The sequence below is a fragment of the Psychrobacter sp. BF1 genome (assembly GCF_019279065.1).
Lineage (GTDB): Bacteria > Pseudomonadota > Gammaproteobacteria > Pseudomonadales > Moraxellaceae > Psychrobacter > Psychrobacter urativorans.
On sequence record NZ_JAGYWV010000006.1, the window covers coordinates 1 to 15,090 of the forward strand.

Sequence of the window (15,090 nt, forward strand, 5' to 3'; positions counted from 1 at the left end):
CAAAGCCGACCGATCCAAAGCCGACCGATCCAAAGCCGACCGATCCAAAGCCGACCGATCCAAAGCCGACCGATCCAAAGCCGACCGATCCAAAGCCGACCGATCCAAAGCCGACCGATCCAAAGCCAACTATTAGTTCACCGTTTGCTCAGGCTGTGTATAAGCAGTCTAATCGTTCAGCCTTAAGCCTTGCTTCTGTCTTAGATAGAGCGGTTGCAGACCGAGTAGCTAATGGTAACAATGACTTGGCTAATGATTTAATTAGCTCAACCACTAGCTTTAATCAATCGCAGTTGGCAGCAGCGGCGAATCAATTACAGCCATTATTTATGGGTGCTACTAATCGTATCATTACCGATGCTAACTATGCAGTAAGCGACGCTATTACTGAACATCGTCCAGCCACATCGCAAAGCAGCATTTGGGCCAAAATAATTGGCAATGACAGCAGTCATGATGCCGAAAATGGCGTTACAGGTTATGACTCTAAAGGTTACGGAGCTATCGTTGGTTTAGACAGCCCTGTTAGTAACAACCTAAATCTAGGACTTGCCGTATCTTATATCCAAAGTGATGCTGATACTGCTGATAGCCGCTTAGATCATGAGCTAAAAGCTAAGAGCTGGCAGGTATTAGGCTATGGTAATTATGCAGCAAGCGACGCTACTCATGTCAATTTCCATGCTGGTGCTGGTAATAGTAATGTTGATGGCGAACGTCATTTGTCAATAATATCTAACGCTACTGCAAATTCTGATTACTCAGTCGATACTTTGCAAGCAGGATTTGGCGTGAGTCATCGTATTGGTACAGAGCTACGTAATGTGACTCCTTTCACGCAAGTGAATTATGCTCGTGCTGAAAGTGATAGCTATCGCGAAACGGGCGCTGGCGTCTACAACCTAAATGTCGATGAGAACACTTATGAGTCAATGCGCTGGACCGCTGGTCTGCGTCTATCGCAAGCGTTAACCCCAACAGTCTCGGTCACTGGACAATTAGCAGCGGCTATTGAAAATGGCGATCGTCGCTCTGACATTACAGCAAGCTTTATTGATATGCCAAATGATAAGTTCACAACTATTGGTCAAGAAGTCGGTCGTGAGATTGGTATTGCAGGTATTGGTCTAAGCTATATGCCAACCATCAATACTAAGCTGTCCGTCGGCTATCGCGGCGAGTGGCGTGACAATTATGACGATCAAGGCGCGAGCATTGCCTTGCAAACCAAGTTCTAATCATAAATATCGTTATTAATTAATACGCTTATAAAATGTAAAAGCTTGAATCTAGTTATCCTAGGTTCGAGCTTTTTTTATGCTTCTCAATTAATTAAGGCCGTTTAAACATAATGACTTAATGAACTATGCATAAAGAAACACCCACTGCCTGAGCAAAGGGTGTTTTTTATTTAAAAATAAACTTTATGCTTGCTAAGTTAACTCTAAACTCTCGAAGCCTCATAGATCTCAGCAATCGAATTATTAATAGTATCAGCAAACTCTTTATCACTCTGCTGCTTGCTTAAGCCTTGAGTGAAGGCGCGCGAGAAGCTGGCAATCATCCCTGGGTTTTGCTTGAGCTTATCACAAGCATCGCTACGGCTGTAACCACCTGATAGAGCAACCACCTTTAACACTTTTGGATGGTCAATTAACTCTTGATAGAAGCCTGCTTGTTCTGGCAAGGTTAGCTTAAGTATCACTTGCTTATCCTCAGCCAAACGATCCAAATTATGCAAAAGATTGGTTTTTAATAACAGCTCACAATCATGTTTATCAACGCTATTGATGTCAACTTCTGGCTCAACGATTGGCATCAGACCCTTAGAGATAATTTGCTTGGCAACATCGAATTGCTGCTGCACCACTAACTCGATACCATCAACATTTGGCTCATAGATTACTGAACGCATTTTAGTACCGAATACTGGATATTGTTTAGCCTTGTCTAATAATAAGTCTAAATTAGTTATCGGACGCATCACTTGTACGCCACTCATTCGCTCTGCTAAACCTTTATCTACCTTTAAAAAAGGTACAATATTTTTATCTTCCCACAGATAGTTAGCGGTAGGCTTACCTTCGACTTCACGCTCCATAGTATCTTCAAATAAGATCGCTCCAAGCACGCGAGTACTATCGAAGCAGTCACAAGTCATAATACGAGAGCGCATCTCATGCACTTGACCAAACATCGCCTCGTCATTGTCATAATCTTCACTAGTAACCCCATAACTCTCTAGCGCTTTAGGCGTGCTGCCGCCACTTTGATCTAGCGCTGCAATAAATCCTGAACCTGCTTTTATACGTTGTAATTGCTTTTGATATTCCATTGAATAATTATCCTATTATCGTAATAAAAAATTTAGCTTAAATCGTTAATTTAAAGAGCTGCAAGTATGCCAATGGCTACTATCCTACATTTGTAAATCACCTTACCATATGCTGCGCAATGTGCCTATATACAATAAGTTAACAGCAAATCACCAGCCATAATTATATTGATATGAGCAGTACATCTTAAGCTAAGAATAATACTGTCACACAGCTAATAGCCAATAGTATGCCAAGCATATTGATACGATTGAGCGTTTCTTTAAAGACACTGACACCAATAAGCGTCGCTACGGTGATGACCCCAACATTCATGCCAGTAAATACGATGCTTGGTGATTCAGATAGTAACTGATGAGCGCGTACGTACGCATAAATATTGCCCATATTTAGCACACCTAATAACAGTCCTGCCGCTAAAGCATTGCCTTGCCAGCGCACCCGAGTGACCAGCAAATAAATGAGCAATAGCAAGCCTGCCAAGCCAAAGCTAACAAATAACGTTAGCGGAAATGCAACGCCTTGCTTGGCCACTTGTTTAAACAATATATCAATGACTCCATAGCCTATCCATACCCCAAACAGCCATAGAGGGGTACGTAGCGCCTGTTTATTGATCGCCTTGATCGTTGTAGCATGACTATTAATAGTTTCATTAGTTGATGGCTGCTGTGGCCGATAGACTAATGCCGCTAACGCTAACAACCCTAACGCTAGACCGAATATGCGAATGCCCGTCAGCACTTCGCCAAATAACAAAAAGGCCGCAACAATAGGAATAATTAACGATAGCCGTTGAGCTGCGTCAGTGGCGACCATACCCACTGCTGCGATTGCTCGACCCAGAATGACAAACACTAAGGGTAATAGGATAGCCAAAGCGATGATAATGCCCCAAGCGCTACCAAGAGTATTAATACTGCTAAGGTCAGGCTTTAATAACAGCCAAGTCAGTAAAAAAGCCACTGGATAACCAGCTACAATAGTCTGGCGAATATCTATATTGCGTTGACGTAGCAGTTTTAACAGGACGGAGACGGCGACACTACAAAGTACCGCAATCGTTAGATACAGCATAAAACTTCACCTTATAAATTATAATTTTTTTAGCTACTATTATTTGCTGCTAGTTATAAGATCAATATAGCCAATAGAAAGTAGTCAAATGTAACAAGGTATGTCAAAAATATCAATGGTTATATTTTCCCATTTGATACTAATACGCACACTTTTTGATCAGTAATAGTAGCCTTGGTTATAACCATGAATATTAAGCTATCTATTCAGCTGTATGCTGCCTATATACCCTTTATCTTGTGCAAATTACAATTAGCATGCAGGACTAGTTTCGAGATTTTGTTAAAATAGAAGCTATTTTAACCCCACAAGTTACAGCGCGAGATAACCTATATTGGTGTTTATCTTGACGTTCTGCTATTGATGTACTGCTATTGCCTATGAATGCTCTATTTCGTTTTTTTGAAAACCGTTTGTCCGCTTTTCCTGACACGCCTATGGTACTGCCTTCATCTCGTGATGGACTGTTGAAGTTTTTGTGGGCTTGTACTAAAGGTCTACGTGGTTGGCTGTTAGTGTTCATGATTCTATCCGCAGGGATTGGAATTTATGAGGCGATGCTGTTCGCTTGGATTGGCAATATAGTTGATTGGTTGGGTACTTATACCCCACAGAACTTATGGGCCGAAAAAGGCGATATTATGCTGTTGATGTTAGCAGTCATGATAGTCAGTCCTTTTTGGATTGCCTTGTCGTCATTCATTCACTTTCAGACTATTCAAGGCGTATTTCCAATGCAGATGCGCTGGCGGTTCCATCAGCGTATGCTTGGCCAATCGATGCAGTTTTATCAAGATGAGTTCTCTGGACGGGTCTCCGCCAAGGTGATGCAAACCGCGCTTGCTGTCCGCGACACGGTGATGACTGTCACTGACATGTTTATGTATGTCACGGTTTATTTTATTACTACAGGGGTTATTTTATTCAATCTAGATAGCCTGCTACTCATACCCTTTATTATTTGGTTCGTGCTGGTTGGCCTGACCATGTGGTACTTTATTCCTAAGCTCAAACTGACTGCTATTGTGCAAGCTGATGCCCGTGCACTGATGGTCGGACGCATCACTGATGCTTATGCCAACATCATGACGGTCAAGCTATTTAGTCATTCGCGGCGTGAGTTGGGCTATGCTCAAAATGCTATGGGCCAGTTCTTAGGTACTGTACACGCGCAAATGCGTTGGGTCAGCTATCTTGAGGTTTCAACTCACCTTATTAGTGTTATTTTGGTTAGTAGTACTGCTGGTATTGCCTTATATCTGTGGCAACAGGGTGCAGTCGGAGTGGGTGCTATTGCCGCTGCGACAGCGATGGCGCTCCGTCTCAATGGCCTAACTCAGTGGATTATGTGGCAAACGGCTAGCTTGTTTGAGAGCATCGGTACTGTACAAGACGGTATGCGCACTCTTTCTGCACCGCAAACTATCGTTGATATTCCTAATGCTCCAGAACTAAAAGTCAGCGCTGGTCATATTGTCTTTGATCATGTCAATTTTAGCTATGAAGGTCATGTCGAGGGCGTTGATATAGAAGGCGAACTAGTCGATGGAGTGCAAACGGTCGAATCAGCGCTTATTAACTCACAAACAAAACTGTTAGATGACTTTTATTTAGATATCAAAGCAGGCGAAAAAATAGGCTTAGTGGGACGCTCTGGTGCCGGTAAATCAACCTTAGTTAACTTACTATTACGCTTCTTTGATGTCGATAGCGGTAAGATCATTATCGATGGCCAAGCTATTGACGAGGTTACTCAAGAGTCATTACGTCAGCAGATCGGTATGGTGACTCAAGATACGTCTTTATTACATCGTACCGTACGCGAAAACATCGCCTATGGTCGTCCTGATGCGAGCGATGAAGAGATCATCTTTGCGGCTAAGCAGGCACAAGCATGGGACTTTATCAAAGACTTATATGACGATAAAGGCAATAAAGGTCTGGATACTCAAGTTGGTGAACGTGGGGTAAAATTGTCTGGCGGTCAGCGTCAACGTATCGCGATCTCACGAGTCATGCTTAAAAACGCGCCTATTTTATTACTCGATGAAGCTACTAGTGCTCTAGATTCTGAGATTGAGTTTGCTATTACTGAGAGCCTCAATGACATTATGACTGGCAAAACGGTTATCGCTATCGCCCATCGTCTGTCTACTATTGCCGCCCTCGATAGACTAGTAGTAATGGATCAAGGTCGTATCATCGAACAAGGCAGCCATGAAGAATTACTAAATATGAATGGCATTTATGCCGGATTGTGGCATCGTCAAAGCGGTGGCTTCTTAGGTGAGTCTGAATAGTACCAGCTGGGTACTAGTTGTTAGCTAACTACTAAGTACCAACTGCCTTAAACGGACTTCATCAGCTATTAGCTACCTTAATTTGAAAAATACTAGGATGAGTCGCTGTATGCAAGCCTTAGAAAAAAGCATCGAGATTAAGGGTAAACAAGCACTCTACTATCAACTAGAGCCGCTTGATAAGTCGGTAGTCGCTGATACTCGCCAGCCAGCGCATTTTTATGGGGGCAATGGCTTTACGGTAGGTGTCTATAGCCCACTACTAACTAACCTTGCAAGAAAATTTGATCTATCTTCGCTTGCTATGCGTGGCTACTGGTATGATAAGCCAACTGCTAAATGCCTAACTCGTGAGCAAGATGCCGACATGCTGATTGAGTTTTTAGAGCGCACGCAAAAAGCTCCTATCGTGGCTATCGGCCATTCACAAGGGGCTACTGCTACCGCTATTGCTGCTGCCAAGCGTCCTGATTTGTTTTCACAGTTGTATTTGATAGAGCCGGTGACTTTTACTAAAACCCAAACCTTGCTTTATAACTTACTACCACGCTCGCTAAAACTAAACCGTGAACCTTTCAAAAGCACGTCTACTAAACAAGCCCACTGGTCAACGGTAGCAGACTTTTATACCCATCTACGCAAGCTGCGTGCCTATCGCCGTATTAGTGATGAGCACTTGCAGATATTCGCTCAGAACAGTCTCACTCAACAACAGGACGGCAGTTATACTTTAATGTTTAGCCCTGAGCAAGAGATGGCTAACTATTTCGGCACTCCCTATATCGATAAGGCGCTAAAGAGCTTAAATAGGCTTAACTTACCTTATACCTTAATCACTGGCAAACCTACTTTATTCATTAGCGATAAAGTTCGCAATAACTGGTGTAAGTTTGTGCCGACTGAGCGCTTAGTATCTTTGACAGATTACGGCCATCTACTGCCAATTGAAGCACCAAAATTATGCGCGGACACTATCTTTACTTTAGCTAATGGCACTAATGATTAAGGCTAGTGTCTTAATTTAGACTAGACTCTAGATCAAAGTAACGCCAAAATCTAACTGTGAGCCCGCGCTATGAATGACTTATTTGGCAATGAGGCTACTGATAATTTACTGCCCTTTGATGGCCAGCTCTATGACTTGGGTACTCTAGCCTTAGACACCGTAGCAGCTAGCGATAAACAATTATATCAGCAGCTATTAGCGACTCTACCTTGGCAATCTGACATAGTGACTTTGTTCGGTAACACTCATATAACTAAGCGTCAAATAGTATGGATGGGCGATCAAGGCTTAAGCTATCGTTATGCTGGACAGACTCATAACGCTCATGACTGGTATCCTATCGTGTTTCACGTGAAACAAATTATTGAGGATAGTATTCGTACTTTGTTGGGTGCTATGAATAGCACTGATGGGCAAGCTATTAATAAACAGCACTCATATTTTAACGCTTGCTTGCTGAATTATTATCCTTCAGGTTCTGAGGGTATGGGCTACCATGCTGACGATGAAAAGGAGCTAGGTGAGCAACCACTAATCGCCGCCTTATCTCTAGGCGCTACTCGCAAAATGCTATTTAGACATAAGACATCTAGAGACAATCCTAAGTCCAATAAAGTGGATATCTATCTAAACTCAGGACAGTTAATAGTCATGGCTGGTGTGACTCAACAATATTGGAAGCATAGTATAGCCAAGACGACGACTGTCAATGAAGGCCGTATTAGCTTAACTTTTCGACGTATGATAAATATTTAGCGGCCTTACTAATTCAAAAATACTACTATACAAAAATTTTAGCCATAAAAAAACGCAACTTAAAGCATAGCTCTATTTTGCGTTTTATCTTATCTTTAATTTAAAGACTGTTGGACCAACCAGCAGAACACTGACAGAGACTGTTTTTTAAGCGCTACTCTTAAAATAATAGCAAATTAAAAGAAGCGAGCTTAATCATAAAACCATCCTGCCAGCTAGACTATTAGCTACAGTATTAGCTAGACTATTGTCACTGCTAATACTGTAAAAAATATAATCAAACCGCTAATACTATTTTGCCAAAAGTATTGCCTTTTTGTAGTTCAGTATGAGCGGTAACCACTTCTGACAAAGGATAACTGTGTTGGATATGCAACTTAAGAGTGCCCTCAGCGACTTGAGCTAACACTTTTGCCATATCGTTCCCGTTAGGTTTGACCGTATAACCCTCTATAGTCAACTCATCACTACCAGCTGCTTTGAGTTTATCAACCCAGATTGAGGGCAGCACATAAACTCGGCCATCGGACTTAAGAGTCTCTAGTGCCCTTACGCCGGCCTCATCACCAACCAAGTCTAATAGCACATCCGCTTGCAACTTTGGAAAGGCTAGGTCTTGAGTGTAGTCAATCCAACCTGCCAGCTTATCCTTATTGATTAAGTGATCGAGCTGATCATACTTTTCTGGCGAGCAAATAACGGTAACTTTAATATCATCTTTAGCAGCTTTGACCATCAATAGCTGAATCACTAATTGACCAACGCCCCCTGCTGGCGCATTCATCACTACTTGCTCACCCGCTTTGATACCGGCAAACTCGACAAATTGTAATGCTGTTTGACCCACGCAAGGTAGCGCTCCAGCTTGCTCTAAGCTTACTGCTTCGGGTACAGTAGCTAACAACTTTGCATCAACGGCCACGTACTGAGCATAACAAGCACCGCCAAAGTTCAGCGCGGCTACCCTAGCACCAACGGCAAACTCATCACTATTACTCCTGACCACAGTACCAGAGACATCGAACCCTAATCCTGCTGGTTGATTTTTGTCGAATTTCTCTTTACGTATACTATCAGCGCCCCAGCCTTTACCCTGACGGGTTTTATAATCAACAGGATTGATTCCGGCGTAGGCCACTTTTATTAATACCTGCTCAGGCATCAACTCTGGAATGGCCACATCATCTTGATACTTCATGACCTCAGGGGCACCAAACTCGGTAATAAGCACGGCCTGTTGCTGATTAGGTAGATTGTTAGTAGTGGCAGACATAAATAGTCATCCTTATAGTTATTAATCACTATGTAAAATGGCATTATTTGGCCATTATTGAAAAGCTTCGTTATAAAAACTTCAGTGTGGTAATAGCTTGCCAGCACATAAGCTATCTACAATAAGGCCAGCTCAGCGCTTATCGGCAAATGATCTGACAAAGTAGACCAAGGTTTTCCAGTATGCACCCAAGCATTTTTGACTATCAAATTGCGCACATAAATACGATCTAAACTCAGTACTGGCAACTTAGCTGGAAAAGTCGGTAATAGCTTGCCATGATGGTGTTTAAAAGCTTCTGTCAGCCCCAAGCTATTAGCCAACTTATCACAAGACATTTTTTTCCAGTCATTAAAATCCCCTGCTAAGATCAAGGGCTGATCATCACTAATTTCATGACGCACGTAATCAGTAATGGCTTGGTACTGTTTGACCCGATCATGCTCAAATAAATTAAGGTGTGCGCACAATACTACTACTGGTCTCTCCCATCCTATCGGCTGAACTTCACAATGCAATACCCCGCGCTGTTCAAGCTTATTAACGCTGATATTGACATTGTGTTTAGGATCAAGAGGAAAGCGGCTCAGTACCGCATTGCCATGATGACCGTTCTCATACTCTGAATTTTTACCATAGCTATTTTGCAACTGTAAAAACTCTCCAAACCACTCATGTTGCGACTGATCTGGGTATTCGTTATATTGCATGTTACGTTTTAAGTTCTGTCCCTGCACTTCTTGCAGGCATAAGATATCTGCGCCGACCGTTTCTAATGCTTGCGCAATACCTTGCATTTTGACTTGGCGGTTTAATGGTGACATGCCTTTGTGGATGTTATAGCTAGTTAGAACAAAGGATTTAGTATTAGTCATAGGCTTATAGTCATAAAATAAGGGGTCGGACAAAATAGATAGTGATGATTAAAATCATGCCGACTAAAGTTATAGAATCAAATCATAACAGCTTAACCCAATAACAGAGGCTAGCGAGAATTATTATATAAGCTTTTTAGAGCCACCCTACTAGAATCGTCTCAAGCATAATGTATATCTAAATAATCAATAATATCTTGCGACTCGTACATCTTAGTATCTGTATTAGGGTCTACCAGATAGGGGAACAGGAGCTTGCCCTTAATCTGCTCATTCATAAGACGATCTCTCTTGCCGCCTTTGATAGGCTGATACTGATTTAGGGTGAGATGAAAACCAAAAGCACCAATATCCTGTAGACGCTCACGAGCAACGTTATGATTGATATAACCCACTTCCAGCTCGCTAAGTTTTTCGCGTACTAAGCGACAAAAAGGACTGGCCTCAAAACCGTATAGATGCAGTAATTGCTCCGGCTTACCACGAGCATGGTTTTTTTTAGGATGGTCAGCGATAGCACCACGCATCATCGAGGCCAGGCTAGCTGCCTTATTGGCTACGGATGCATTATCTCTTTTGGTTTGACGCTGATATTTAGCGGGTGTAGACCCTTTTTTAGAATAGTTAGCAAATAGATGATCGATAATAGCTTGCGAGTCTAATATCTTATTATTTTCGTGCTCATCAGCAAAGTTCTGGTCAAGCAAAAAAGGCACTTGCGCTTTTCCCGCCAGCTCTTTTAACTCATCACGATAAAGCTGGCCTTTATGGGGACTTGGGCGACTCTCGAAGTCTAAATTAAGCAAAGTCATCACTTCTCGTACCCGACGTGAATAAGGACAAGCCTCACACTCATATAATACTAGTGCTTGCTCTGGCTGCATAGGTTTTGGCGTGCCCATGACTCCACGTCCACCACGTAGCAATAGCGAGGTAAAAGCTTGGGCACTTTTGAGTTTATGACCTAGAGCGTTATTGGGAATAATCATTATCTGGTCCTAAGTTGCCCATATAAATGGCTGCGGCAAAGGTAAAAGAGCATTGATCCGTAACGAACCAATGCTCTACTTTATATCTACTAATACTAATACCAATCTATCCGTACTTTTTATCTATACTTCTTATCAGTACTTTTATCAGTAGTCATCATACTGTACTAGTAGCGAGTTACTAGAGCAATAGGTTGATCGGCACTCATAATATCTTGTGGCATAAATACCGCTTTACCACCATTATGTATTACGTGTTCGATGATCTCACCAACTGCATCATCAGTAACGCCCTCAGCAGCATCATCCACTAGGGTTAGCGTTTGTGCTGTCTCATCAATCTTAGCAGATTGGATATAACCACGACGCACATACAGAGTCTCACCTGCACCTTGGAAAGCGGCACGATAGACATCTTGTAAGTCTGTACGTAGCATATTGGCACCACGAGCTTTATCAATCTCGCCTAGGGCAGCTTCATGTAATGAAGTACGATACTTCTCTACTGCTTCTTGCACACTATCAACGATATGCTGCGCACTGCCTTCTTCTAACTCTGTAACGTTAGATACCGTTGCAATGATGTTCTCTGGACGATCACAAACATCTTTATAGTAGCCGATGTTACGAATATCGCCAACGATTACTAGAGGCATTTTATGCTCGCCCCACAGCTCTTGCACACTCTTATCTACTTGGTTAAAGAACTCTTTTAGATAGCTACTTTCGTTATTAGATGAGCGGTCAGAGCCGCCATCACCTGTAGTATATAAGCCGTTATTATCGATAGGAAAAGGAATACTTTCCATATTGTTTTGCTTATCGTTATCTTTGTCGAACTCTGCAACCACACGGTCATTAGAAGCTTCGATCAGACGCGCACCATCACGAGTCAATACTACAATATAGTAGTGTACAGCACTGGCCATATCACGCACTAAGTCACGAGTAGCAAAGCGATAAGAAATAACCACACGCTCGGTAGTATCTAAAGGCATACGAACGATTTGCACATCATCAGTACTAGCAAAAATAGCTAAAGTGTCTAAGTTATAATTATGATTTAGCTCTTTAGTCTTAGCATGGATGTTATCAAGAATAGTAGTTGCCGTACGCTTATCGTACTCTTTAATCAGACGCTCTTCGGCTACTTTTAATTGATTTTTCAGAGCAATAGGATCTTGGTCATTAGCAGGATGCTCACGATGAGTTTTAACAAAGATGCTAACGGCTGGGTCAGCTTTAGTCTCACGTAAACTTTTGAGAGTTGCTTTCATAAAGGACACTCCTTGTTTTATTATCATTGATTTTTGGGGTTGAACAGTAAAACTAACGATTATTGTAGTGATTATGACTTATCTCGATACTAGCTTAGCTCGATACTAATTATCTAATGCTACTCATCCGATATTACTTCTTCAATACTACTCAGTACAACTAACTTCAGTAGAACAAAATTAATCGAACAATATTGTTATTTTATAAATCACTACATCATCTCTATTAGCCTACCAACTTAGGCATCTCGGCTATAGGGTTAGTTTGCAAGCAAATGATAACGCTTTGTAAGTGAGTCATTTAAAATAGTAGCTCATACAAGCTACTGTCACTGTATACCTTTGCTGTTAGCTTGTATTTTCACTCGGCCATACCCATCTTTTAGGTAACTAGTATGAATTAGTCAAACCCTGAAAGTATGGTCTAGCTATAGGACCGCTTTGAGTTGAACAAATTGTTAAAACTATAATAAATCTGATTTAGCGTTACCTATTAGATATTCACTTATTAAATTTTTACCTACTGGAAATACTTATGCCAACTTTAGATCCTAATCTACACCTCGTTGACTTTTTACAAACAGCGCCAGACACCTTAAAAACACAAGTTATTCAAGCAATAGATCAAGCCAATAGTTTTTTGGACAATCTAACAGCACGCCAAGACAAAGAGTCTACCTCTATAAGTGCTGAGCAAGCGCTACAAGATGTCATAGCCTTTGATCATATCAATTTGGGTTTGGAGCGTAGTTGGGGTGTACTCTCGCATCTTAACGGGGTGATGAGTAACGATGAGATTCGCCATATTCATCATGAGCTGTTGCCTACTTTATCAGCCTACGGTACTCGTGTTGGCCAACATCAAGCACTGTTTAACTGTTATAAAGCTATCGTCGCTGATGAGGCGTTTGTTGCACAGCTTGAGCCTGCAAGAGCTCGGGCTATCGAGCTTGCTATCCACAGTTTTGAGCTATCTGGGGTGGCGTTACCTAAAGCCCAGCAAGATAAGTTTGCGGCTATCCAAAGCGAACTCTCTACCCTATCAGCAACTTTTTCAGATAATATTTTAGATGCCACTCAAGCGTTTGCGCAGCCACTACAACCAGAACAGCTAGCAGGTCTGACTGAGAGCGGTTTGGCGCTATTAGCTGATAATGGTGAGCAATATAAAGCGCAAGCGTTATCAAAAGGCACTTTGAGCCAAGCTGAAATCGATGCGCTACCTAGCCCTTATTATGTGGCTAGCCTAAATATCCCCTTATATATTGCGGTGATGACGCACGCGGATGACCGTGAGCTACGCGAAACCTTGTATCACGCTTATGTAACTCGCGCCTCTGAATTCGACAGCCAGACTGCTGGTAAAGGTACTGAAGGTAAGTCGTTCAATAACGCTGATATCATGAGCAAAATCCTGCAATTGCGTGAGCAAAAAGCCAAGCTATTAGGCTTTAATAATTATTCTGAAGTGTCGTTATCGACTAAGATGGCGGAAGATGTGCCAGAAGTTGAGCGCTTCTTACGCGATCTAGCGGCACAAGCAACACCGACCGCCAAGCAAGATTTAGCGCAATTGCAAGCTTGTGCCCAACAGTATGGCATCGCTAAATTACAACCTTGGGACAGTGCTTATATCGCTGAAAAAGTTAAACAAAACCAGTTTAGCTTGTCGCAAGAAGAAATTCGTCCTTACTTCCCACTACCAAAAGTCGTCGACGGTTTATTTGCTATCGTCAAGCGGTTATATGGTATAACGGTAAAACAGCAACCAGTGGAGCAGAAGCAGGATAAAGAGACAGCTACTAATGCCTACGCTTCACTTTGGCACGAGGATGTGAGCTTTTATCAGTTATTCGATACTGACGATAGCTTAATTGGTGGTTTTTACTTTGACTTATTTGCACGCACTGGCAAACGTGGTGGCGCTTGGATGAGTGGCTTTCAGGCACGCTATCGTCATGATGAAACCGGTTATCAGCAGTTACCAGTATGCTTTATGGTCGGTAACTTTACCCCAGCGCTAGCAGGCAAGCCTAGTTTATTGACCCATGATGAAGTGTTAACTTTGTTCCATGAGTTTGGTCATGGTCTGCATCATCTGTTAACTCAAGTAAGCGTTGCAGATGTCGCTGGTGTCAATGGGGTTGAGTGGGACGCTGTTGAATTACCTAGTCAGTTTATGGAGAACTGGGCGTGGGATGCTGAAGGTATTGCCTTGATTAGTAGCCATGTTGAGACTGGCGAGCCGTTACCTAAAGATAAGCTCGATGCGCTACTAGCGGCTAAGAACTTCCAAAGTGGCATGCAAACTTTGCGTCAAATTGAATTTTCATTGTTCGATTTAATGATTCATGCGCAGTCACCAGCGCTTGATTATGCTGGTATCTTAGCGACCTTAGATACCGTACGTAACGATATTGCTATTATGGAAACTCCTGACTATAACCGTTTTGCTAATGGCTTTAGTCACATCTTCGCTGGGGGCTATGCAGCAGGCTATTACTCTTATAAATGGGCCGAGCTACTATCAGCCGATGCTTTTAGTAAGTTTGAAGAAGAAGGCATCTTTAATGCTAATACTGGTAAAGCCTTCCGTGATACCGTGCTGTCAGTCGGTGGTAGCTTACCTGCTAAAACCAACTTTGAGAACTTCCGTGGGCGCAGTGCCAACATTGAGGCGTTACTACGTCATAGCGGCTTTCAAGATATCAAAGCTGCCAACGTTGATAGCGAAGCTAAAAGCAATAGCGAGGCCAGCTAAATGCGCTATCAATCTACTCAGCCTAAACGTCGGTTTTTGGCCGGTGTCAGCTGTCCTAAATGCCAAGCCTTAGACGCCGTAGTACAAGTAAATATCACCGAGCCTAGCCTTGATGAGTATATTGAATGTACTAAGTGTGGTCATACAGAACATCGTCCCGATCCTGACGCTATCAGCGCTAAAAATCACCTTGAGGATCAGCTAGCACGTGATGCGATGGCTACTGGTACTAGTGGCACTGTAAAGTTTAAGATTTAAACCTTGCCACTATAAGGCTTTAGCAGCTTATAACTAGTCAGTGAACCAAGCATAGTTATTAGTGATCATTAATAGTTATTAGCGGTCATTAATAGTTATTAGTGGTCATTAATAGCTATTAGCGGTTATTATTGAATAAGATAGAAACCCTAGCCCTATTAGAAAAGAACCAAGGATAAACT

At 42.2% G+C, this 15,090-nt stretch carries 12 protein-coding genes; 6 read left to right on the top strand and 6 right to left on the bottom strand.

Annotated features, from left to right (window positions below; translation table 11 throughout):
• Positions 1-1,238 (top strand): autotransporter domain-containing protein (locus tag KZA12_RS08205; protein ID WP_218689899.1); only part of this gene is annotated, 1,238 nt, incomplete at its 5' end.
• Positions 1,239-1,444: 206 nt separating this feature from the next.
• Here KZA12_RS08205 and KZA12_RS08210 read toward each other — a convergent pair.
• Together KZA12_RS08210 and KZA12_RS08215 are read right to left on the bottom strand one after the other, a co-directional pair.
• On the bottom strand, positions 1,445-2,335 hold the full coding sequence (locus tag KZA12_RS08210) for a fructose bisphosphate aldolase (protein WP_218689900.1): 891 nt from the start codon (positions 2,333-2,335) through the stop codon (positions 1,445-1,447).
• Positions 2,336-2,522: 187 nt separating this feature from the next.
• Positions 2,523-3,413, bottom strand: a complete 891-nt coding sequence (locus KZA12_RS08215) for an EamA/RhaT family transporter (protein ID WP_218689901.1) — start codon at positions 3,411-3,413, stop codon at positions 2,523-2,525.
• A gap of 380 nt (positions 3,414-3,793) precedes the next feature.
• On the opposite strand from KZA12_RS08215, the gene KZA12_RS08220 reads away from it, so the two are divergent.
• From KZA12_RS08220 to KZA12_RS08230, 3 genes are all read left to right on the top strand, one after another.
• Entirely contained in the window at positions 3,794-5,713 is a 1,920-nt protein-coding gene (locus KZA12_RS08220; protein WP_218689902.1) for an ABC transporter ATP-binding protein, read from the top strand.
• A 109-nt stretch (positions 5,714-5,822) separates the two neighbouring features.
• Positions 5,823-6,719 carry an alpha/beta fold hydrolase gene (locus KZA12_RS08225; RefSeq protein WP_218689903.1) on the top strand — a complete coding sequence of 299 codons (897 nt, stop codon included), beginning with the start codon at positions 5,823-5,825 and terminating at the stop codon, positions 6,717-6,719.
• Positions 6,720-6,788: 69 nt separating this feature from the next.
• The gene (locus KZA12_RS08230) at positions 6,789-7,475 is read left to right on the top strand and encodes an alpha-ketoglutarate-dependent dioxygenase AlkB (RefSeq protein ID WP_218689904.1); all 687 of its coding nucleotides are present in this window, start codon (positions 6,789-6,791) and stop codon (positions 7,473-7,475) included.
• Between the two features lie 277 nt (positions 7,476-7,752).
• Here the strand turns inward: KZA12_RS08230 and KZA12_RS08235 are convergent, their stop codons facing one another.
• From KZA12_RS08235 to KZA12_RS08250, 4 genes are all read right to left on the bottom strand, one after another.
• Positions 7,753-8,748 carry an NADP-dependent oxidoreductase gene (locus KZA12_RS08235; protein ID WP_218689905.1) on the bottom strand — a complete coding sequence of 332 codons (996 nt, stop codon included), beginning with the start codon at positions 8,746-8,748 and terminating at the stop codon, positions 7,753-7,755.
• A gap of 116 nt (positions 8,749-8,864) precedes the next feature.
• Positions 8,865-9,623: an endonuclease/exonuclease/phosphatase family protein gene (locus KZA12_RS08240; protein ID WP_201621558.1), complete on the bottom strand. Its 759-nt coding sequence runs from the start codon at positions 9,621-9,623 to the stop codon at positions 8,865-8,867.
• Positions 9,624-9,784: 161 nt separating this feature from the next.
• Positions 9,785-10,612, bottom strand: a complete 828-nt coding sequence (locus tag KZA12_RS08245) for a glutathione S-transferase N-terminal domain-containing protein (protein WP_218689906.1) — start codon at positions 10,610-10,612, stop codon at positions 9,785-9,787.
• A gap of 167 nt (positions 10,613-10,779) precedes the next feature.
• A complete protein-coding gene (locus KZA12_RS08250; protein ID WP_218689907.1) occupies positions 10,780-11,889 on the bottom strand; it encodes a hypothetical protein in 1,110 nt (369 codons plus the stop codon).
• 535 nt (positions 11,890-12,424) lie between these two features.
• On the opposite strand from KZA12_RS08250, the gene KZA12_RS08255 reads away from it, so the two are divergent.
• On the top strand, positions 12,425-14,650 hold the full coding sequence (locus KZA12_RS08255; RefSeq protein WP_218689908.1) for a M3 family metallopeptidase: 2,226 nt from the start codon (positions 12,425-12,427) through the stop codon (positions 14,648-14,650).
• Complete coding sequence (locus KZA12_RS08260) at positions 14,651-14,908, top strand: YheV family putative metal-binding protein (RefSeq protein ID WP_201621554.1); 258 nt, start codon at positions 14,651-14,653, stop codon at positions 14,906-14,908.
• Positions 14,909-15,090: the final 182 nt, after the last annotated feature.